Genomic DNA, 21,371 nt, shown 5'->3' on the forward strand with positions numbered 1-21,371 from the left:
CGGCGGAACGGCTCAGTCCACCAGGGCGGAGTAGACCAGCTGGCGCAGCTGCGAGCGCAGCGGGTACGTGCTCGACGGCATGAGCTGGGTGAACAGCAGCGCGGTGACCTCCTCGACCGGGTCCACCCAGAACGCGGTGCTGGCCAGCCCGCCCCAGTAGTACTCGCCGACGCTGCTCGGCACCCGCGCCGGCACCGGATCCTCGACCACCGCGAAGCCCAGGCCGAAGCCGATGCCGTCCAGCACCGTCTCGGCGAACCCCTCCGGCTCGAACGACGCCAGGTCGCCGCCGCCGGGCAGGTGGTTACGGGTCATGTACCGGACCGTGCGGGGGGCGAGCAGGCGTACGCCGTCCAGTTCGCCGCCGCGCAGCAGCAGCTGGGTGAAGCGGTGGTAGTCGGCGGCCGTGGAGACCAGCCCGCCACCGCCGGAGAAGCACTCCGGGCGGGTCAGCGCGAACGCGCCGATCTTGTCGACCCGGACCGCCTGCCCGGTGGCCGGGTGCGGGGTGTAGAGGGCGGCGAGCCGCTTGGCGTTAGGCTCGTCGACCCAGAACCGGGTGTCGGTCATGCCCAGCGGGGTGAGGATCCGCTCGGTGAAGAACTCCTCCAGGCTCTGCCCGGAGATCACCTCGACCAGCCGGCCCAGCACGTCGGTGGAGACGCCGTAGTTCCAGCCGCTGCCCGGCTGGAACATCAGCGGCAGCTTCGCCATCCCGGCGGTGGCCCCGGCCAGGTCGAGTCCGGGCGGGACGCCCAGGTCGTACCCGGCGGCCCGGTAGAGGGCGTCGACCACCGAGGTCTGCGCGAAGCCGTACGTCAGGCCGGAGGTGTGGGTGAGCAGGTGCCAGACCCGGATCGGCTCGATCGCCGGCACGGTGTACGCCTTGAGCGCCGAGCCCTTGTCGAATACCCGCACGTCGGCGAACTCCGGCAGCCAGCGGCTGATCGGGTCGTTCAGCTCGAACCGGCCCTCCTCCCACAGCATCATCGCCGCGACGGAGGTGATCGGTTTGGTCATCGAGTAGATCCGCCACACGGTGTCCTGCTCGACCGGCGTGCCCGCCTCCACGTCGCGCAGCCCGTACGTCGAGGAGTGCGCCACCTCGCCACGGCGGGTCACCACGATCTGCCAGCCGGCGAGCCGACCGTCGTCGACGTAGCGGCCGAAGTGTTCGTCGATCCGCGCGAGTCGCGCCGGGTCGAAGCCGATCTGGTCCGGGTCGATGCTGCGTGCCACGCTCACGTCCGCGAACCTACTAGCCGGTACGGCGGCGACGGAAGAGCGGGAGGCCACTGTCGGAGCCCCTGGTTAGTGTGGTCCGGTGCCGCAGACGACCGAGGACGCGACGTTCCGCGACGACGACTGGTACGCCGAGGAGCTCATCGACCGGCACTTCGTCCGCTGCGCCTTCCAGCGGGTCGACCTCACCGAGGCGGTCAGCCGCGGCGCGTCCTTCACCGAGTGCCGGTTCGGCAACGTGGCGTTCAACGCCTCCCGGCACGTCGACTCGGCCTTCACCCGGTGCGCGTTCCGCCGGTGCAACCTCTTCGAGGCGGAGTTCGACGGCTGCAAGCTGGTCGGCAGCACCTTCGCGGAGTGCGACCTGCGCCCGCTGCGGGTGACCGGCGGGGACTGGTCGTTCGTCGCGCTGACCGGCGCCGACCTGCGCGGGGTGACGTTCACCGACGTACGGATGCGGGAGGCGGACCTGACCGGGGCCGATCTGACCGGCGCGACGGTGACCGGCGTCGACCTCTCCGGCGCGCAGCTGCACGGGGCCCGGCTCACCCGCGCCGACCTGCGCGGCAGCGACCTGACCTCGGTGGACCCGACCACCGTGCAGCGGGCCGGTGCGCTGATCGACGCGGAGCAGGCGATCGTGCTGGCCCAGGCGCTGGGCTTCGAGATCCGCTGACGCCGGACCACCCCGCGCCCGTATCGTGCGTTTCATGGTGGTACGGGCGGACCTTCGGGACCGGCGGCTGCGCCGGCTCAACGTGGCGGTCGGGCTGCTGCTGGCCGTCGAGGGCATCGCGATGTGGGCGGCGAGCAACGACCTCGCGCTGCCGGTGACCGCCTCCTACCTCACCGCCGACCCGGTGACCGTGCGCGACGGCACCCTGCCCGAGACGGTCTTCCGGCTGGCGATCGGCCCGACGGTGGCGGTCTTCCTGCTGCTCGCCGCCGTCGACCATCTCGTGGTGGCCGCGCCCGGCGTGCACCGCTGGTACGAGCGTCGGCTCGACCGGTGGGCCAACTACGCCCGCTGGATCGAGTACTCGCTCAGCGCGTCCATCATGATCGTCCTGATCGGACTCTTCGTCGGGATCCGCGACCTCGCGGCGGTGATCGGCATCTTCGCGGCCAACACCGCGATGATCCTCTTCGGTCTGCTGATGGAGCGCCAGCAGAAGCCGGGCGCCGCGGACTGGAGCGCCTTCTGGTTCGGCTCGCTGGTCGGCCTCGCCCCCTGGCTGGCGATCGGGGTGTACATCACCCGGCCGCCGGAGGTGCCGACCTTCGTGTACGCGATCACGGTGGTGCAGCTCGTGCTCTTCGCGGGATTCGCGGTCAACATGGCCCTCCAGTACCGTCGGGTCGGCCGGTGGCGCGACTACCGGTTCGGGGAGGTGGGCTACATCCTGCTCAGCCTGGTGGCCAAGTCCGCCCTGGCCTTGCTGATCTTTGCCAACGTGCTGCGGACCTGAGCCGCGACGACGCCCTGCCGCGACCCCGGCGGCCCACCCGCACGGTGACCGCGTGGACACCGAGGGGTTAGGATCCCTACTCGGCCGAGCGGGTCGAAACCAGCGTCGTTAGGACAGTTTTCGTTACGGCCGTTTGGTAACGAACTGGAAACGCTGGCGGGCCTGCCTATGGCGTAACCGGTCGTACGGATGAAAACGTGACGGGGCTCACGTCGGGTAGATGATCACGATCGGGCCCGGGGGAGCGGACGCGCGGCTGGGCGGAGCTGCGGTGTGGGGAACGGAGATGCGGTGACGGACGACCAGGTGAGACGGATCGGCCCGGGCCCGACCGGTGGCCCCACCCCCCGCATCGCCCGTCACCGGTACCGCCGACGCGGGGTGATCGAATCGGTGACCGCGCTGGCCTGCCTGCTCGCGGTCGTGGCGTACCTGAACCTCGACACCGATCCGGAGCCGCCCGCCACCGGCGGCGACTTCTCCGCCGGAGAACCCACGGTGGCCGGTCGCCCCACCGGCCTGCCCGGCACGGTCACCGAGGCGGGCGTCGCCTCACCGGGGCTGAAGCCCCGGCAGCGCCCGCCGTCGCCGAGCCCGTCCCCTTCGACCAGCCCGATGCCGACCCCGGAGCCGGTCACCCCGGTGCTGACCGTCGCCGAGGCCGAGGTGCCGGCCCTGGTGGACCTGACCGGCCTCGGCACCCGCGACTGGGTGCACTGGGGACTGGTCGGTCCCGACCGGACGGTCCGCAAGCGCGACGGCTCCGGCGAGATCCGCGACGAGGGCGGCCGGGGGCAGCGCGGCACCTACGACACCAACCCCGAGGGGTTCAGCTGGCGTGACGGCGCCCCGGTCGGCTCCGCCGACGCCACCCCGACCGGCACGTACGCCTGCGGCGTCGGCAACGGGTTCGTCCTGAGCGTGGCCGGCAGCGGCGAACTGCGCACCGTCCACCTCTTCGCCGGGCTCTGGATGTCGCGCGGGCGGCTCGACGTGCGGCTCTCCACCGGCGGCCCGACCCGGACGCTGCGCCTGGAGGACCCGCACACCAACCACACCGCCCAGTGGGTCATCCGGTTCCGGGCGCCCCGGGGGCAGAAGCTGCTGATGTCGTGGACCACCGAGCAGACCTTCACCGGCTGCGGCAACGTCGGCGTCCAGGCGGTCGCGCTGCGCTGAGCGGCCCCGGGTGCCCCGTGGCGTTACCTGCGCGGTAATCGACGCCACCCGAGCGCCCGCGCAGAATCGTCCCGAACGGCCCGTGCCGCGGGCCGACGGACACGGGGAGGGACGATGCCCGCCTTCGCGCTGGCCCACCTGCGCACGCCGCAGATCAACGAGGACGTGCTCGAGTACATCGACCGGATTCAGTCCACTCTCGACCCGTACCAGGGCAGGTTCCGGGTGCACGGGGCCGAGGTGGAGGTCCTGGAGGGCGACTGGCCGGGGACGGTGGTGATCGTGGAGTTCCCCGACGTGGAACGGGCCCGCGCCTGGTACGCCTCCCCGGCGTACCAGGAGATCCTGCCGCTGCGTACCCGGCACATCGAGGGCTCGACCCTCATCGTGCAGGGCGTCGACCCGGACTACGACCCGCGCCGCACCGCCGCCCGGCTGCGCGAGGCGTCCGCCGGTTGACCGGTCACCCGGGCGGGGGAGCGCGCTCCCCTCGGCACGGGAGCCGGCGCGGTCCGGCCGGCGACAGGCTGGACCCATGACCTCCCTGTCCACCGCGCACCGCCGGGACCTGCTGCCGTACGCCGTCGGGGCCTGGGCCCTCGGCTACGGCGCCCTCCGTCTCTTCTGGACCGTGACCGGTCCGCCGGACTTCCCGCCGCTCGGCGTCGACCTGGTGGTCTTCCACGGCTGGCCGGCGGTGGCGCTCTGCGTCGCCGCCGGGCTGGTCGCCGTGGCGTTGGCCCGGGCCCGGCGCTGGCGCCCGGCGCTGGCGGTCGCCGGATGGGCGGTCTGCGCGGCGCTCGTGGCCGCCTGCGCGCTGCTGCTGCTCGACGTGGTGGGGCTGCTGATCCTCCAGCCGTTCGCGCCGTCCACCGCCGGTGCGGTGGCCGGCCGGCTGGGCGCGCTCACCGGCGCGGTGCTGCTGCACCTGGCGCTGCTGGCGCACCGCCGCCGGTTCCGGGGCGACTGCGCGGGGTGCGGGCGGACCGGTCCGGTGACCGGGCGGCCGGTGGAGGTGCCGGGCTGGGCGCGGATCGCCGCCTGGGTCGCGGTGGCCGGTTGCCTGGTGCGGCTGGCCGCCCAGGTGGCGGTGGGCTTCGACGACGTGCCGCTGGCGCAGGGAGCCTCGATGGTCGCCTTCGAGGTGGGCTTCCTGCTCGCCGGGGTGCTGCTGCCGCTGGCGCTGGTGCACTCCTGGGGACGGGTCTGGCCGGTCTGGGTGCCGCTGCTGGCCGGCCGGCGCGTCCCCCGCCTGCTGCTGCTCGTGCCGGCCGCCGTCTTCTCGGTCGGCCTGGTCGGCTACTTCGGCGTCAGTCTGGGCCAGCTCGCCGTGCAGACGGCCACCGGCACCTTCGACGGCGAGGGACGCTACCCGCCGGCCTTCTTCTGGACCGCCGAGCTGGGCTACTGGGTGTGGGGCTGGGGCCTGGGCCTCGCGGCCCTCGACCACCACCTGCGGACCCGGCGACGGTGCCCACGCTGCGGACGGTGACGGGACCCCGCACGGGCGGGGCCCCGGCACCGGCTCAGCAGACGATCGGCTTCACCCAGGAACACTCCCGGCCCTCCGGGACCCGGGGCGTCTGCGGCGCCGTCGGCGGCGCCACCCGCGCCGTGGTCGGGCTCTTCTCGGTGTACGACGCCAGCGCGATGGCGACCTGGTCCTCCAGCGCCTTCACCGACGAGGCGAGGTAGTTGTTGAACACCACGGAGAAGGCGAGCAGCCGGCCGTCGGCGTCGGTGACGTAACCGGAGAGGCTGGACACCCCGGTGAGGCTGCCGGTCTTGGCGTGCACGTTGCCGGCGGCCGGGGTGCCGCGCATCCGGCTGCGCAGCGTGCCGCCGACGAAGCGGTCGGCGTCGCCGGCGACCGGCAGGGCGGCGTACCAGGTGTCGAACCACGGCTCCTGCCGCACGGCGGTGAGCAGCGCGACGAACTCCGCCGGCGGGACCATGGTGCGTCGGGAGAGCCCGGAGCCGTCGCGTTGGCGCAGCGTGCCGGTGTCCATGCCGGTGTCGGCGACGTATTCGCTGATCGCGGCGAGCCCGGCCGACCAGGTGCCGGAGCCGGAGATGATCCGGCCGACCTCCTTGGTCAGCACCTCGGCGTGCCCGTTGTTGGACAGCTTCAGAAACGGCACCATCAGCTCGGCGAGGGTCATCGAGTCGTGCCGGGCGACGGCGGTCGCGTCCGGCGGGGTGGCCCGGCCGAGCACGGTCCGCCCGAGCACCCGTACGCCGTGCCGGCGCAGCGCCGCGCGGAACACGTCGGCGGCGTACCCGGTGGGCTCCCAGACGGTCGTCCAGTCGCTCTCCGGCTCCGCACCGAGGGCGATCCGGCCGGTGACCACCACGGTGTTGGTGCCGTGCTCGCGCTCGAAGGAGATCGTCGTGTCCCCCTCGGCGACCGTCTCGGCCCGGTTGTCGATGCGCAGCCAGCCGTTGGGCGGGGTCATGGTGACCACCGGGGGAGCGCCGGGGGTGTCGGCCGGGGCGGCGTGCACGATCACGGTGCCGGCGTCGTAGTCGGTGTCCGGCGCGACGGTCAACGCGGAGACCTGCGCCGCGTAGTAGTACGGCTGGTCGTCCCAGGCCCAGTCCGGGCCGAGGCGGGTGCGGTCGTAGCGGGTGTCGTCGGCGACCAGGTTGCCCGTGACCACCCGTACGCCGTCCGCCGCGACCTGGGCGGCGAGCGCGTCGTAGTCGGCGGCGAGCATCGTCGGGTCGCCGCCGCCGCGCAGGTACAGGTCGCCGGAGAGCAGGCCGGCGCGGCGCTGCCCGGCGGCCCGTACGTCGGTGGTGAACCGGTGTCCCGGGCCGAGCAGCTCCAGCGCGGCGGTCGAGGTGAGCAGCTTGGTGTTGGACGCGGGCACCAGCCGGCGGTGGCCGTTGCGGTCGTACAGGGTCCGACCGGTGGCGGTGTCCACCACGACCACTCCGGCCTGCGCGTCGGTCAGCCGGGCGTCGGCGAGGATCGCGTCGATGGTGGCGTGCAGCCGGGTCGCCGCCGGGGTGGGTGACTCGGCGGTGGCGGGAAGCGCGCCGGCGGCGGCCACGGTGGCGGCGAGCGTCACCAGCGCCAGGCTCCGGAGGAAGAGACGACGATGCATGCGTCGACGCTGCCATGAAGATTTCCACCGGACAAGACCTCAGCGCGAAGGTTTTCTTCAAATAGGGGTTGCGTGCCGGTGGCGTCGCTCAGGCGGGGTGTCCCCCGACGTCGGGTCGGCGCGGCCCGGTCGGCTCCTCCGGCTCGCCCCGGTAGCGCGGGTTGCGCTTGGTGACCAGTGGGGCGACCAGCGCGGCCAGGGCCCCGCCCAGCAGCGGGAAGACGACGAAGAGCCAGAGTTGGCGCAGTGCCTGGCCGCCCTCGAAGAGGGCCGGCCCGAAGGACCGGGCCGGGTTGACCGACGTGCCGTCCAGGGTGACGCCCACCAGGTGTGCCGTGGCCAGCGCGAGACCGATCGCCAACCCGGCGAACCCGGCGTGTTCGGACCGGCTCGTCACCACCAGCACCACCAGGACGAAGAAGAACGTGAGCACCGTCTCCAACACCGCGGCGCCACCGGCGTTGATGTGCTCGCCGTACCCGTTGCTGCCCAACGCGCCGGTCTGGTCGACGACGTCGCCCCAGCGCACCAGCGCCCAGATCACGAAGCTCGCCACTGTGGCACCGACGAACTGGGCGATCCAGTACGCGATCGCACCCACCAGGGAGATCTTCCCGGAGAGCAGCACCCCGAGCGTCACCGCCGGGTTGACGTGGCTGCCGGAGAGCGGACCGATCGTGTAGACCAGCGCCAGCATCACGAACCCGAAGGCGAGCGCCACCACCACGACCCCGCCCTGCACGCGGGCGAAGACGGCGCTGCCCACGCCGAAGAAGACCAACAGCAGTGAGCCGAGGAACTCGGCGGCGTACCTTCTGGTGTCCTCCATGACCTCAGCGTATGGACGATCACGGGGTTGAGGAGCGGAAACGTCGAGCCGCCGGGCCCGCTCCCACCGACCGCGCTCTATTTGACGGACGGCCGCCCAGGGGGCACGGTGGTCGTAGGGGGACCGTGGAGTGTGCCCCGATTCGCCGGGCGACGGCCGTTCTCCGCCGTCGGATGCGCGCCTGTTCTCCGTGGCGCGGTGCCCGATCCCCGACCTCATGAGGGAGTTCGTCATGCTCACCATGACCGACAATGCCGTGCTCGTGATCCGTGACCTCGCCGCGCAGCAGGACGTGTCGCAGGACGGCGGTCTGCGCATCGCCGCCGACACCGAGGCCGGCTCGCTCACCGTCGAGCTGGTGTCCCAGCCCGCGCAGGGTGACCAGGTCGTCGACAACCAGGGCGCCCGGATCTTCCTCGACTCCGACGCCGCCGAGCTGCTCCACGACACCTCCGTCGACGCCAGCGTCGGCGACGACGGCGTCGTGCAGTTCGGCTTCACCGAGAAGGAGTGACTCACCCGGCCCGGCGGGTCTCGCCACCCCGGTGCGGCCGGCCGGGCCGACCGCGCTCCTCGTCGCCGCCCCAACGGCCGGACCGCCGGTCGCCGGCGGGCCGGGTCAGCGCGGCCAGCACGTGCGCCAGGTGGTGCGAGGTGCTCCACGCCGTCCAGTTCGCCGCGGACCCGGCCCCGGCCACCCGCCGCGCCCGGCGCAGCAGCTCGTGGTCGCCCCAGGAGAAGCCGGCGCCCGTCGCCGGCCAGTGCGGGGCGGTCACCAGCGTCCGGCACAGGTCGGCGAAGCGCTCGTCGCCCCGGCCGCCCCGGCGGGACCACCGGTAGACCCACCACGCCGTCTCCGTCGTGTACCGGACGGTGGGGACCCGGTCGCCGGGCACCTCGCCGCCGGGCGCGGCCGGCGCGACGCCGTAGTCGCCGTAACCGACCCCCAGGTCGGCCAGCCGCTCCCAGAGCAGCCAGTCCCAGCGGTCGAGGCGTACCGGCTCGTCGGTGGGGAGCCGGTGCACCGTGGGCGGCATGCCGCCGGCCGCCACCGTCACCGAGCGCCAGGCGTGCCGGCGGGACCACTCCACCAGCCGTCGCACCCGGGGCTCGGTCACCCGCAGATCGGCCGGACAGCAGACGTCTCCGGCGTCGACGAGCAGGTCGCACTGCTCCGGCACCAGCCGGGCGTACCGCCAGATCCGCTCCGCGGCGGTGGTGGCGTCCGGGCCGGCCCGGTCCCGGCCGGCCCGCAGCCGGACCACCGCGCGCCGGGTGTACGCCTGCGCCGCCACCCCGTGCGCCACCAGCCGCCGGTCGCTCTCCGCGAGCCCGATCACCGGCACCACCGGTACGCCCCAGCGGACCAGCTCCGTCTCCGGGGTGTCGGGCAGCGCGGAGACGTCGAGCGCGGGGACGAGCCCGGCCGGCAGCCGGCCGAGCAGCTCGACGAGGTGACCGTCGACGGTGGAGACACAGAGGACCGGAGCGAGCAGTGGAGCCGTGGCGCTGTCCAGATGACCCAGCGCCTCCAGCTCACCCCGTCGGCTGGCGAGGATGGGGCGGTAGACCGGTTCCGCCACCCGACCCCCGTGGGCGGGCACCATACTTCAATCTACCGGGACATTCGCCCTCGTCACAGGGTTTCGACCGGATCGGTGCCCGGCGCCGCGCACCGATCCGGGGCGACGCGCACACCGGACGTCCACACCGGACACCCGCGACCTTGGCGCGTCCCGGCGTCCGCCGACCCCCGCCTTTCTCGGCGGGGCCGTGGTGGAACAGTCCGGCGCGGCCGGCCGATGGCGGCCGGATGCCCCCATTCTTCGGCCGCGCGCCCGTCGGTGACTGCGTTTTCGCAGCTCAAACGGGGTGCCTGTCGGGCACCTGACAGTTTTCGACTGGTCACCCGAGCCCCGGCCGGCATAGGTTCGGAAGGGAAGCCGCGTCGGTCATCGCTGATCGGCTCCCTGAGTCGCTGCCGGCTCCACGGCCGGTGGAGGAGTGTCATGTCCAGCACCAACCCCCGGCGGAGGCAGGCCACCCAGCCCGTGCCCTGCCAGGACGACGTCACCCGCGCCGACGCCCAACTGGCCACCGACCGGCCCGTCGGCCTGCCCTGGTCGGCCCGCGCGCTCTACGCCGTGGTGAACGCCGACGGCGCCCTGGCCCGGGGGCTCGGCGCCGCCTCGTCGGCCAAGCTCGCCACCGGGATGTACCAGGTGGTCTTCGACCAGGACGTGTCCGCCGCCGCCTACGTGGGGACCCTGGGGCTGTCGGGCGCCGCCGGCGTCGCGGCCTCCGGCGCGATCACCGTCGCCGGGCGTACCGGAATCCCGAACGGGGTGTTCGTCAAGACGTTCGCCGGGGACGGGAGCGCCGCGGACCGCTCGTTCCACCTGGCGGTGCTGGCCTGAAACTTTCCGGGAAGAGCGCACGGCGCCGCACGACCCCTGGGTCGTCGCGTCGCCGCGCTCCGGCCGTCTCCCACCACCGCAGCCATCCGGCGGTACGCCGGCGGGGACCTGGCCCATCCGACGCGGTACGCGCCGGTCTGGGGTGGTCGATGCCCGTTCCGTCGCGGGTCAAACCTGACCGGGGTGAGGAATCGCGCCATCTGCCGGTACCGGCGTGACCGGTGCCCGCGCCGGGTATGAGCGCGCCATGGAGCATTTCACGATCGCGACCGTCGCCCAGAAGAGCCCGGACTTCCGCCGGGTGCTCTGGACCGGCGAGAAGACCCAGTTGGTGATCATGACCATCCCGCCCGGTGGGGAGATCGGCGAGGAGGTCCACGAGGGGATCGACCAGATCCTGACCTTCGTCAGCGGCACCGGCGAGGCCCGGGTCGCCGGGGAGACGAAGGAGGTCGCCCAGGGCGACCTGGTGGTCGTGCCGGCCGGGACGAAGCACAACTTCGTCAACACCGGCCCGAACCCGCTGGTCCTCTACACCGTGTACGGCCCGCCGGAGCACGCCGACCAGGTGGTGCACCGGACCAAGGAGGAGGCCGACGCGGCCGAGGCCGCCGGCGAGGACGAGCCGCCGACGTCCTGACGCGGACGCGGGCCGGCTCGGTGCGGGCCGGCCCGGACAGCGCCTGTACACCTCCGCCGGGTCTGATCCCGCTCCGCCCGGGTACCCGGGCCGGGTGGACCAGCCGGCGATCTCCGACTACGGGTTCCTCTCCGACTGCCGCTCCGGCGCGCTGGTCGGCCGGAACGGCTCGGTCGACTGGTGGTGTCCCGACCGGTTCGACTCGCCGTCGGTCTTCGGCCGGCTGCTCGACCCGGCCGCCGGGCACTGGTGGCTCGGGCCGTTGGGGCCGTCCCGGGTGCAGCGCGCGTACCGGCCGGACACGCTGGTGCTGCGCACGGTGCACCACACCGCCGAGGGCAGCGTGGCGGTCACCGACGCGCTCGCCGCCGAACTGGGCGCGCGCGGCCACGAACTCGGCATGAACTCCCCGGCGGTGCTGCTGCGCGTGGTGGAGGGGCTCAGCGGCCGGGTCCGGTTGGGTCTGGAGTTCGCGCCCCGCCCGGAGTACGGGCTGCTCACCCCGTACCTGCACGAGCAGCCGGACGGTTCGGTGCTGGCCACCGCCGGCCCGACGGCGCTGACCCTGCGCGGCGCCGGGCTGACCCTGCGCGCCGACGGCGACCGGGTGCGCCACGAGTTCGAGGTGGGCCCGGGCGACACCGTCGGCTTCGACCTCGCGTTCTGCCGGGCGTACGGCGCGCCGCCGGCGCGGCTCGACCCGGTGGTCGCGCTCGCCGAGACGGTGCAGGCGTGGGAGGCGTACCGGGAGACGCACGGCTACGACGGCCGGTACGCCCCGCAGGTGCGCCACGGCGCGACGGTGCTCACCGGCCTGACGTACGCCCGCAGCGGCGCGGTCGCCGCCGCGCTGACCACCTCGCTGCCCGAGCGGTGCGGCGGCGACCGGAACTACGACTACCGCTACTCCTGGCTGCGCGACTTCGCGATGACGCTGCGCGCCCTGTGGGTGGCGGCCTGCCCGGACGAGGCGAACCGCCTCTTCGCCTGGGCGGCCCGCTCGGTCGGCCGGATCGGCGACGCCCCGGTGCCGGTGATGTTCGGGCTGGAGGGGGAGCGGGACATCTCCGAGCACGAACTGGACCACCTGCGCGGGTACGCGGGCAGCCGGCCGGTGCGCATCGGCAACGACGCCTGGCGGCAGCGGCAGCTCGACGTGCCCGGCGAGGTGATCTCGGCGGTCTGGCGGCTGCACGACTACCTCGGCGAGACCTTCGACGAGGAGTTGCGCGAGATGGTGGTGGGGCTGGCCGAGCAGGTCGCGTCGACCTGGCGGCTGCCGGACCGCGGCATGTGGGAGACCCGGGACACCGAGCGGCACTACCTGTCGTCGAAGGTGCTCTGCTGGACGGCGCTGGCCCGGGCCGTGGAGTTGGCGCCCCGCCTCGGCGAGCGGGCCGACGTGGCGCGCTGGGCGGCGATCCGCGACGAGATCCGTGAGGCCGTGCTGCGGGAGGGCTGGAACGACCGGATCGGCGCGTACACCGGGGCGTTCGGGTCGGCGGAGCTGGACGCCTCGGCGCTGCTCCTGCCGATGTTGGGCTTCCTGCCGGCCACCGACGCCCGGATGCGCTCCACCATCGAGGTGGTGGAGCGGGAACTCGGCAGCGACCGGGGTCTGGTGCGGCGCTGGAGCACCGATCCGGCCGGCTTCGTGCTCTGCTCGTTCTGGCTGGTGGAGTGCCTGGTGCTGGCGGGCGAGCCGGAGCGCGCCGACCGGCTCTTCCAGCAGGTGCTCGGCCACGCCAACGACGTCGGTCTCTTCGCCGAGCAGGCCGACCTGCGCACCGGGGCGCAGCTGGGCAACATGCCGCAGGCGTTGTCGCACATCGGGCTGATCAACGCGGCCTGGCGGCTGACCGAGCCGGCCACGGACTGACCCGCCGGGTGATCCTGCAACAGTCCTGCAACCGTTCGGCATTGACGCTGATGTACGGCCGACCCTAGCCTCGTGGTACGGGAAAGCCCTTTCCCAGGGGTCGCACCCCACCCTCCCGCTCCGGAGACCGGGCCTCCGACGGGACGCACCGCGGCAACGGCCACCGACCGCCGTCGCGCCCGCGCACCCTGTTCGACGCGGACGGTCGCCGTCATCCCACCACCTGCTCCACAGGAGGAATCCGTGCGCACCAGAACCCCCACACCCCGACGTCCACTACTGCTCGCGGTGGGTGCCGGCGCCACCGTCGCCGTGCTCGCCGCCGGCATGGGCACCTCGGCCTTCGCGGCCACCGTCTTCTCCGACAACTTCGACGACGGCAACTACTCCGGCTGGTCCAAGTCCGGCGGCACCTGGGCCGTCAGCGGCGGCGTGTTCAGCCAGTCCAGCGCCGGCAGCGAACTGGCCCGGCAGTTCGCCGGCCAGACCAGCTGGACCGACTACCAGGTGCAGGCCCGCGTGCGGCCCGACGGCTTCGGCTCGTCCAGCGCCCTGGTCGGGCTCGCCGCCCGCTCCAGCAGCAGCACCAAGATGTACCGGCTGGCGCTGCTCGGCTCCGGCCGGGCCGAACTGCAGGCCGTCAACGGCAGCCAGATCACCGCCATCGGCTCCGCCTCGGTCGGCGCGTCCGCCGGCACCTGGTACACGCTGCGGATCGAGGCCACCGGCAGCACCATCCGGGGATTCGTCAACGGCACCCAGATCGCCTCGGGCAGCAACAGCCTGGTCGGCGCCGGCCGGATCGGCCTGGTCACCGCGTACGCCAAGGGCAGCTTCGACGACGTGGCGGTGGACACCGCCGGCTCCACCCCGACCACCCCGCCGCCCACGCCCACCTCGTCGCCGACCACCCCGCCGCCGACCACTCCGCCTCCCACCAGCACGCCGCCGCCGTCGACCTCGTGGCCGACGCCGACCGCCAGCGTCAAGGTGGACGCCACCACGAACGTCTCCGGCACCTTCGACGGCGGCATGAAGCGCTACTACGGCATCGGCGACGGCGGGCAGAGCGAGAGCCAGGACCCGATGTTCGTGCTGTCCGCCGGGGCGACCCTGCGCAACGTGATCATCGGCGCCCCGGCCGGTGACGGCGTGCACTGCGAGGGCAACTGCACCCTGATCAACGTGTGGTGGGAGGACGTGGGCGAGGACGCGGCCACCTTCCGCGGCGGCACCACGTACACGGTCGACGGTGGCGGCGCCCGGTCCGCCAGCGACAAGGTGTTCCAGCACAACGGCTCGGGCACGGTGTACATCAAGAACTTCCGGGTGCAGAACGCCGGCAAGCTCTACCGGGCCTGCGGCAACTGCTCCACCTCGTACCAGCGGCACGTGGTGATGGACAACATCGTCGCCACCGACACCGACGTGCTCGCCGGCATCAACACCAACTGGGGCGACACCGCCCGGTTCACCCGGATCACCGCCGACAGCGGCACCCGGATCTGCGTCAAGTACAAGGGCGTGCCGAAGGGCAGCGAGCCGACCGAGATCGGTGAGGGCGCCGACGGCGTCAACTGCGTCTACTCGCCGTCCGACATCACCTGGCGCTGAGCCGCCGCACCGGTGCTCCGTGGACGCCCGGTCCACGGGGCACCGGCCTGCTCAGACCTCGACCAGCGGCACACCGGAGACGTCCACCGTCTCCGGGTACTTCAGCCCGGCGCCGGTGTTGAGCACCACCACCCGCTCGCCGGCCCGGATCCAGCCGCCCGCCCGCAGATGCCGGGCGGCGGTCAGGCAGGCCGCGCCCTCCGGGCACAGCAGCAGCCCCTCCCGGGCGGCGAAGTCCCGCAGGTCGGCGAGGATCTCCGCGTCGTCGACGGCGAGCGCGGTGCCGCTGCTCTCCCGCAGCGCGTCCAGGATCAGCTCGTCACCGAGCGGGGCCGGCACGGTGATCCCGAAGGCGACGGTGCGCGCGTCCGCCCACGGGGTGGCCCGCTCCTCCCCGGCGGCGAAGGCGCGCACGATCGGGGCGCAGCCGGTGGACTGCACCGCGACGAGTCGGGGCAGCCGGTCCTCGACCCAGCCCAGCTCGCGCAGCTCGTGCATCGCCTTGTGGATGCCGATCAGCCCCACCCCGCCGCCGGTCGGGTAGATGATCACGTCGGGCACCTGCCAGCCGAGCTGCTCGACGATCTCGTACCCCATGGTCTTCTTGCCCTCCAGCCGGTACGGCTCGCGCAGCGTGCCGGCGTCGAAGACCGTGCCGCCGGAGTCGGCGACCAGCTTCGCCACCCACCGGCCGGCGTCGCTGATCAGGCCGTCCACCAGGCGCAGGTCCGCACCGGCGGCCAGGCACTCCCGCCGGCAGATGGTCGGCGCGTCCAGCGGCATCGCGATGGTGGCGTCCAGCCCCGCCCGCGTCGCGTACGTCGCCCACGCCGCGCCCGCGTTGCCGTTTGTCGGCATGGCGATGTGCCGCACGCCCAGCTCGCGGGCCCGGCTGACGCCCACCGCCGCCCCGCGCGCCTTGAACGACCCGGTCGGCGTCAGCCCCTCGTCCTTGACGATCAGGTCCGGAATGCCGATCTCGTGGCCGTACGCCGGGGCGCGCCACAGCGGCGTCCAGCCCTCGCCCAGCGTGGTGACGTGCCGCTCGTCGGCGACCGGCAGCACCTCCCGGTAGCGCCACAGGTCGGCCGGGCGCAGCCCGAACCGCTCCGGAGTGACCGCCGCGGCCACCGCGGCCAGGTCGTAGCGGGCCAGCAGCGGCGAGCCGCAGCCGCAGAGGTTGGCCGGCTCGCCGGCGTCGTGCTCCCGGCCGCAACGTGGGCACTCCAGGTGGGTCAGGTACACGATGCTCCTCGCCGTCAGCTCGTGTCGATGCTCAACCAGCGGCGGCTGCGCCGGCCCGGCTCGTAGACCGAGTCGAGCCGCTTCGCCACCACCCCGGGCAGCCGCTGCGCCCGCGCCGTGTCGAGGGCCTCGGCGCCGGTGCCGGGGAACCACGGCGGAGTCTGCCAGTGCGTCCCGGCCGGCGCCAGCCCGTCGAGCAGCTCCCGGCGCTGCGCGTACGGCACGTCGGCGCTGCCCACGCCCTCCAGCCAGAGCAGGTCGACGATCAGGAACTGGCCGTCGCGCCCGGAGGGCCGGCGGACCCGTCCCGCGCCGTCGATACGCACCAGCACCCCGTCCAGCACGGCCTCCGTGGGCGCCAGCGCCTCGGCCATCCCGCGCAGCCAGGGGTACGTCCCGGTGACGTCCTCGTCGGTCTCCGACAGCAGCCGCAGCCGCCCTCCGGACACGTACGCCATCGCCCGGACCCCGTCCCAGCGCAGCTCGTAGCCCCAGGCGTCGGCGTCGCGGGGCAGCCGCGCGGCGGGGGTGGTGTGCATCGGCCGGACCAGCTCCGGCATGGGCGTCCAGCCGGGCGGGGGCGGGTCGGTGCGGCGGACCATCCAGTCCCGCCCGTCCCGGCCGCCGGTGGCGAACAGCACGTACCGCCCCCGGGTCCGCTCCCCGTCGAGCACCACCACGACCTCGTCGTCCTGCCACTTCTCGCAGCGGTAGGTGCCCCGGTCGTGGATGGTCATCGTGCCGCCGCCGTACTCGCCGGCCGGGATCTCGCCGTGGAAGTCGAGGTACTCCATCGGGTGGTCCTCGGTGTGCACGGCGAGGTGGTTGCGCCCGCTGTCCCGGGGCAGGCCGCGCGGCACCGCCCAGGAGGCGAGCACGCCGTCGTGTTCCAGCCGCAGGTCCCAGTGCAGGGCACGGGCGTGGTGCTGCTGGATGACGAAGCGGGCCTCGCCCGCCCTCGCGCGTCGGCGTGGCGGGCGGCGCGGCACCGGCTCCGGGGTGCGCGCGGCGTCCCGCTTGCGCCGGTACTCCTCCAACCGGTCGGCCACCCCCGCATTCTCCGGCAGTGCGCCCGGGTTCGCCGGTTGCCCGGCATGTCCGCGGCGAACCAGGGTAGAACCGTCGGCATGGACCATGACCAGCCCACCGTCCTGCTTCCCGGCGACGTCCGGATGCCGCTGCTCGGTTTCGGCACCTGGCAGGCCACCGGCCAGGCCGGGTACGACGCCGTGCTGGCCGCCCTCGACGCCGGCTACCGGCACATCGACACGGCCACCATGTACGGCAACGAGGAGGAGGTGGGCCGGGCGGTCAAGGAGAGCGGGCTGCGTCGGGAGGACGTCTTCGTCACCACGAAGTTGCCGCCGGAGCGGGTGGGGCGGGAGCGGGAGACCATCGAGGCGAGCCTGCGCGCGCTCGGCCTGGAGTACGTCGACCTGTGGTTGATCCACTGGCCGCCGTCGGCGCCGTCGGACAGCATCCCGATGTGGCGGGAGCTGCTCGCCGCTCGGGACGAGAACCTGACCCGGGCGGTCGGGGTGAGCAACTACAGCACCGCCCAGATGGACGAGTTGATCCAGGCCACCGAGGAGAACCCGGCGGTCAACCAGATCCGGTGGGGCCCGTCGCTGTACGACCGGCGGCGGCACGCCGAGCACCGGGACCGGGGGATCGTGCTGGAGGGGTACAGCCCGTTCAAGACGACGGACCTGTCCGATCCGGTGCTGGTGCGGATCGCCGCCGCGCACGACGTGTCGCCGGCGCAGGTGGTGCTGCGGTGGCACATCGACCACGAAATCGTGGTCATCCCGAAATCGGTGACTCCGGACCGGATCAGGGCGAACGCCGATGTCTGGACCTTCTCGCTGACCGCGGAGGAGATGCGCGACATCGACGCGCTCGGTGGCTGAGCGGCTGATCCATTACCACTACGGCTTGCGTTCCGCCAGGTGTCGACCAGTGGAATGTCCGCCGCTTCGGCGGAATCTGTCGGACGATCGTCGAAACTGACCGCACGCCGATGTTCGAACGTTTGTTCGATTGTGGTCCGGCCTGATGGCCACGGCCCTGACCTGCGTCGATGGCGCGTCCGACTGGCGACGGGAAGTGGGGTTCCGAATCCCGCCGGCCGGCGTGACGACGCCTGCCCCGATCCGCCTCGACCGTCGTCGCCCGGGTCGGCCGGCACGCGGCCGGCGCATTCGACCCGTCGATGTCGCCAATACGCGCGCGCTGCGCGTTTCCTGACGTGGCGACATTGCATACCGCGACGCTGCGTCATCGGATAACCAATTGACGTACGCCGATCGCACATGCGTTTCGGCAGGTCAGCCGACGCGCCCGGCCGCATGCCGTCCGAACTGCCAAGACTCCGCGGAGTAACCAAGCTCGGCAATAAGTCCGATTCGCGGCGTACGTCCTCACAGTTCGTGACTGTGCTTGTGCCCTCCGCTCCCGGCTCCCTACAGTCCCGGTGCACACACAACTGGAGACTCACGGGGGAGGATCAGTGGCACGTCGTCAGACTGCCACCGTCCGTTCATGTCTTGCGGCAGGCGTTGCCGTGATGACGGCGGTCGCACTTTTTGGCATATCGGGCGAGCCGGCGTCGTTCCTGGCCGCAGGCCCGGACGGCGTCACCGGTGGCGTCGAGAACACATCCGACGAGGCGGTGTCCCTGCGCAAGGCGCGGGAGAGCGGTAAGCCGGTCAAGGTCGAGAGCCTCACGTCGGAGACGACCGAGGTGCACGCGCTGCCCGACGGGCAGTTCCGGGCGGACATCGCCACCGGCATGCAGCGCTTCCGGCGCGGCGGTGACTGGGTCCCGGTCGATCTCACCCTCAAGGCGGCGGCGGACGGCTCCGTCGCCCCGGTGGCCCACCCGAACGACCTGCGCATCTCCGGCCGGCAGGGCGAGGGTGCGCACGAACTGGCCGCGGTCGGCGCCGGCGCGCAGCGGGTGGCCATGGGCTGGTCGGGCGCGCTGCCCGCACCGGTCCTCGACGGCAACCGCGCCACCTACGTCGACGCCCGCCCCGGCGTGGACCTCGTCGTCGAGGCCACCCGGACCGGCTTCGAGCAGTTCCTGGTCGTGAAGAACCGGGCCGCCGCCACGCAGGTCGAGACGGTCACCTTCCCGTTCACCGGCCCCGGCGTCGCCGGCTCCAACCGGGCGAAGGACGGCTCGATCGCGATCACCGACCGGGCCGGCAAGCAGACCGCGCACATCCCCGCGCCCCTGATGTGGGACGCGAAGAAGAACACGATCACCGGCGCCCCGGCCGTCGAGAAGCCGGTCCGCACCGAACTGACCACCCGCGGCGACGCCGTCGAGCTGACCCTGGCCCCCGACCGGGCCTGGCTGCGCGACCCGGCCACCGCGTACCCGGTCACCATCGACCCGACGGTCAACCCGCTGGGCACGACGTTCGACACGTACGTCCGGGAGACGGTGACCACCGACAAGAACCAGGAGGCCGACCTGCAGATCGGTCTGCTGGCCACCACCCCGGCCACGCTCACCCGGTCGTTCCTCACCTGGGACACCACGGTCCTGGCCGGCAAGCAGATCAACTCCGCCACGGTCTCGTTCTGGAACTTCTGGTCGCACACCTGCACCGCGACCTCGTGGGAGATCTGGACCACCAACCCGTCGACCTACACCACGACGTTCACCAACCAGCCCACCTGGGACACGGTGGGACCGGACGCCAGGTCGACCGCCACCGCCGGCGGCGGCTCGGGCTGCACCAGCGCCGACGCGTGGTCCAACATCGACGGCAAGACCTTCTTCCAGAAGGCCGCCACCGCCAACAAGACCCGGGCCGGCATGGGCGTGCGGGCCACCGACGAGACGGTGACCGCCGGCTTCAAGCAGTTCCGGTCCCGCGAGGGCGCCAACGCCGCCGAGGACCCGAAGGCGTCGGTGACCTACAACTCGTGGCCGACCGTCACCGCGCGGTCCACCGTCCCGGCGACCAGCTGCGTCACCGGCTCGGGCCGTCCGCTGGTCAACACCCTGACCCCACAGCTCAAGGCGACGGTCTCCGACGGTGACGGCACCGCCATGACGGTGACCTTCGAGTGGTGGGCGATGAACGCCGACATCCCGATCGGGTCCGCCGTCTACAGCGGCGTCGCCTCCGGCGCCACCGCCGCGGCCACCGTCCCGGCCGGCGCCTTCGTCGACGGCGGCATCTACCGCTGGCGGGTCAAGGCCGCCGACGGGGTCTCCGGCAGCGACACCTGGTCGTCGTTCTGCGAGATGCAGGTGTACACCACGGTCACGCCGACGACCGGCTGCACCGCCGGCACCGACAGCGACTTCAACGGCGACGGCGTCGCCGACGTCGCCATCGCCGACCCCGAGGCGACCGTCAACGGGCACGTCCGGGCCGGCCGCGTGAACGTCGCCTACGGCGGCAGCACCACCGTCCACACGCTGCACGAGGGAGTCACCAACGTCCCCGGCGCGGCCGAGCCCGGTGACCGGTTCGGCACCTCGATCTCCGCGTACGACCACAACAACGACGGCTGCACCGACCTCGCGATCGGCGTGCCCAACCAGATCGTCGGCGGCCAGTCCTACGCGGGCGCCGTCTACGTGGTGCTCGGCTCGCCCGCGGGCCTGGCCCAGGGGGCGGCTCCGGTGGTCTACCACCAGGACGTCACCAACGTTCCGGACAGCCCGGAGTCCAACGACTGGTTCGGTCACTCGGTGGCCGGCAGCCGGACCGCCAGCGGCGAGCCCTACCTGGTGATCGGTGTACCGGGCGAGGGCCTTCCCACCGGAGCGCTCGCCGGCATGGTGCACTACCTGCGCGGCAACCTGAACCTGGCGATGAGTCAGGGCAGCGGCACCGGCTTCGCGGGCGGCATCCCCGGCTCGGCCGAGATCGACGACCGCACCGGCTACGCCGTGGCCGCCTCCAAGCACCACTGGGCGGTCAGCTCTCCGGGTGAGGCGATCGGCACCGAGGCCTTCGCCGGAGCAGTGAACGTCTTCGGGCACACGCTGACCAACGGGCTGCCCACGCTCGCCGCCGGGCTGACCCAGGACGCCACGAACGTCTCGAACGTCTCGGAGAACAACGACAACTTCGGTAAGTCGATCTCCATCGCGCCGTACCGGCCGGTGGGCTCGACCTCCCGGGACTCGCTGGTCGTCGTCGGCGTGCCGGGCGAGGACCTCACGGTCGCGGCGACGAACACCCCGGCGCCGGACGCCGGCCTGGTGCACCGCTTCCACGTCACCGCCGCCAACACCTACACCGAGCTGCCCGAGATCACTTATGCCTCCGAGGACGGCGACTACCTCGGCGAGAAGGTCGTCGTGGTGAACACCAACCCGGCCGCCGAAGGCACCAACTCGACGATGTTCATCGCGATCGGTGTCCCCGGTGAGAACGCCGGCACGACCGTCGACTCGGGTCGGGTGCGGGTCTTCCCGGCCCTGGCGAATCCGATCGGCGAGCCGATCACGCTGCACCGGTCGTCGGGCAACATGCCCGGCTCGGCGACGGCCGGGGAGATCCTCGGTACCTCGCTCGCCGCCACCTCGCAGCGGCTCTACGTCGGCACCCCGTACGGCACGGACGCCGTCTACGGCTTCACCTGGTCCGACCTGGCCGCCGGCAACGAGGTTCCGTCCTCGACCTGGCAGCCGGGCGTGGCTGGTCTCCCCGCTGACAAGAGCACCTTCGGGGCGGCGATCAGCTGATGGAACACACGAATTCACACAGTCCAAC

18 protein-coding genes are annotated in these 21,371 nt (G+C 72.9%); 12 read left to right on the forward strand and 6 right to left on the reverse strand.

Features of this window, described 5'->3' with window-relative positions:
• Window positions 1-12: 12 nt before the first annotated feature.
• Window positions 13-1,245, reverse strand: coding sequence for a serine hydrolase domain-containing protein (locus GA0070614_RS21645; RefSeq protein ID WP_088977679.1), 1,233 nt, complete (start codon window positions 1,243-1,245; stop codon window positions 13-15).
• Window positions 1,246-1,324: 79 nt separating this feature from the next.
• Between GA0070614_RS21645 and GA0070614_RS21650 the strand changes: the two genes are divergently transcribed.
• The 5 genes from GA0070614_RS21650 to GA0070614_RS21670 all read left to right on the forward strand — a co-directional run bounded on the left by GA0070614_RS21650 (window position 1,325) and on the right by GA0070614_RS21670 (window position 5,382).
• The gene (locus tag GA0070614_RS21650; RefSeq protein ID WP_088977680.1) at window positions 1,325-1,918 is read left to right on the forward strand and encodes a pentapeptide repeat-containing protein; all 594 of its coding nucleotides are present in this window, start codon (window positions 1,325-1,327) and stop codon (window positions 1,916-1,918) included.
• 34 nt (window positions 1,919-1,952) lie between these two features.
• Complete coding sequence (gene heR, locus GA0070614_RS21655; RefSeq protein ID WP_088977681.1) at window positions 1,953-2,711, forward strand: heliorhodopsin HeR; 759 nt, start codon at window positions 1,953-1,955, stop codon at window positions 2,709-2,711.
• A gap of 291 nt (window positions 2,712-3,002) precedes the next feature.
• Window positions 3,003-3,890: a hypothetical protein gene (locus tag GA0070614_RS21660; protein WP_197701344.1), complete on the forward strand. Its 888-nt coding sequence runs from the start codon at window positions 3,003-3,005 to the stop codon at window positions 3,888-3,890.
• 114 nt (window positions 3,891-4,004) lie between these two features.
• Window positions 4,005-4,349, forward strand: coding sequence for a DUF1330 domain-containing protein (locus tag GA0070614_RS21665; protein ID WP_088977682.1), 345 nt, complete (start codon window positions 4,005-4,007; stop codon window positions 4,347-4,349).
• A gap of 76 nt (window positions 4,350-4,425) precedes the next feature.
• Window positions 4,426-5,382, forward strand: coding sequence for a hypothetical protein (locus GA0070614_RS21670; RefSeq protein WP_088977683.1), 957 nt, complete (start codon window positions 4,426-4,428; stop codon window positions 5,380-5,382).
• Window positions 5,383-5,416: 34 nt separating this feature from the next.
• On the opposite strand, the gene dacB is transcribed toward GA0070614_RS21670, so the two are convergent.
• Window positions 5,417-7,000: a D-alanyl-D-alanine carboxypeptidase/D-alanyl-D-alanine endopeptidase gene (dacB, locus tag GA0070614_RS21675; protein WP_088977684.1), complete on the reverse strand. Its 1,584-nt coding sequence runs from the start codon at window positions 6,998-7,000 to the stop codon at window positions 5,417-5,419.
• Between the two features lie 88 nt (window positions 7,001-7,088).
• Window positions 7,089-7,829, reverse strand: coding sequence for an aquaporin (locus GA0070614_RS21680; protein WP_088977685.1), 741 nt, complete (start codon window positions 7,827-7,829; stop codon window positions 7,089-7,091).
• 232 nt (window positions 7,830-8,061) lie between these two features.
• Here GA0070614_RS21680 and GA0070614_RS21685 point away from each other — a divergent pair, with 232 nt between their 5' ends.
• Window positions 8,062-8,343: an iron-sulfur cluster biosynthesis family protein gene (locus tag GA0070614_RS21685; RefSeq protein ID WP_088979579.1), complete on the forward strand. Its 282-nt coding sequence runs from the start codon at window positions 8,062-8,064 to the stop codon at window positions 8,341-8,343.
• 1 nt (window position 8,344) lies between these two features.
• On the opposite strand, the gene GA0070614_RS21690 is transcribed toward GA0070614_RS21685, so the two are convergent.
• Complete coding sequence (locus GA0070614_RS21690; RefSeq protein ID WP_231933356.1) at window positions 8,345-9,412, reverse strand: beta family protein; 1,068 nt, start codon at window positions 9,410-9,412, stop codon at window positions 8,345-8,347.
• A 426-nt stretch (window positions 9,413-9,838) separates the two neighbouring features.
• Here GA0070614_RS21690 and GA0070614_RS21695 point away from each other — a divergent pair, with 426 nt between their 5' ends.
• The 4 genes from GA0070614_RS21695 to GA0070614_RS21710 all read left to right on the forward strand — a co-directional run bounded on the left by GA0070614_RS21695 (window position 9,839) and on the right by GA0070614_RS21710 (window position 14,379).
• Complete coding sequence (locus GA0070614_RS21695; protein ID WP_088977686.1) at window positions 9,839-10,246, forward strand: hypothetical protein; 408 nt, start codon at window positions 9,839-9,841, stop codon at window positions 10,244-10,246.
• Window positions 10,247-10,493: 247 nt separating this feature from the next.
• On the forward strand, window positions 10,494-10,886 hold the full coding sequence (locus GA0070614_RS21700; RefSeq protein ID WP_088977687.1) for a cupin domain-containing protein: 393 nt from the start codon (window positions 10,494-10,496) through the stop codon (window positions 10,884-10,886).
• Between the two features lie 94 nt (window positions 10,887-10,980).
• Window positions 10,981-12,765, forward strand: coding sequence for a glycoside hydrolase family 15 protein (locus GA0070614_RS21705; RefSeq protein ID WP_088977688.1), 1,785 nt, complete (start codon window positions 10,981-10,983; stop codon window positions 12,763-12,765).
• A gap of 243 nt (window positions 12,766-13,008) precedes the next feature.
• Complete coding sequence (locus tag GA0070614_RS21710; RefSeq protein WP_231933357.1) at window positions 13,009-14,379, forward strand: pectate lyase; 1,371 nt, start codon at window positions 13,009-13,011, stop codon at window positions 14,377-14,379.
• Between the two features lie 51 nt (window positions 14,380-14,430).
• On the opposite strand, the gene GA0070614_RS21715 is transcribed toward GA0070614_RS21710, so the two are convergent.
• Entirely contained in the window at window positions 14,431-15,624 is a 1,194-nt protein-coding gene (locus GA0070614_RS21715; RefSeq protein ID WP_088977689.1) for a threonine synthase, read from the reverse strand.
• 14 nt (window positions 15,625-15,638) lie between these two features.
• Window positions 15,639-16,673, reverse strand: coding sequence for a DNA polymerase ligase N-terminal domain-containing protein (locus GA0070614_RS21720; protein ID WP_088977690.1), 1,035 nt, complete (start codon window positions 16,671-16,673; stop codon window positions 15,639-15,641).
• Between the two features lie 78 nt (window positions 16,674-16,751).
• Between GA0070614_RS21720 and GA0070614_RS21725 the strand changes: the two genes are divergently transcribed.
• Window positions 16,752-17,534, forward strand: coding sequence for an aldo/keto reductase (locus GA0070614_RS21725; protein ID WP_088977691.1), 783 nt, complete (start codon window positions 16,752-16,754; stop codon window positions 17,532-17,534).
• Window positions 17,535-18,190: 656 nt separating this feature from the next.
• Window positions 18,191-21,343, forward strand: a complete 3,153-nt coding sequence (locus GA0070614_RS21730) for an FG-GAP repeat protein (RefSeq protein ID WP_172892478.1) — start codon at window positions 18,191-18,193, stop codon at window positions 21,341-21,343.
• The last annotated feature ends 28 nt before the right edge of the window (window positions 21,344-21,371 follow it).

Origin of the sequence: Micromonospora coxensis, assembly GCF_900090295.1 — a bacterium.
Taxonomy (GTDB): Bacteria; Actinomycetota; Actinomycetes; order Mycobacteriales; family Micromonosporaceae; genus Micromonospora; species Micromonospora coxensis.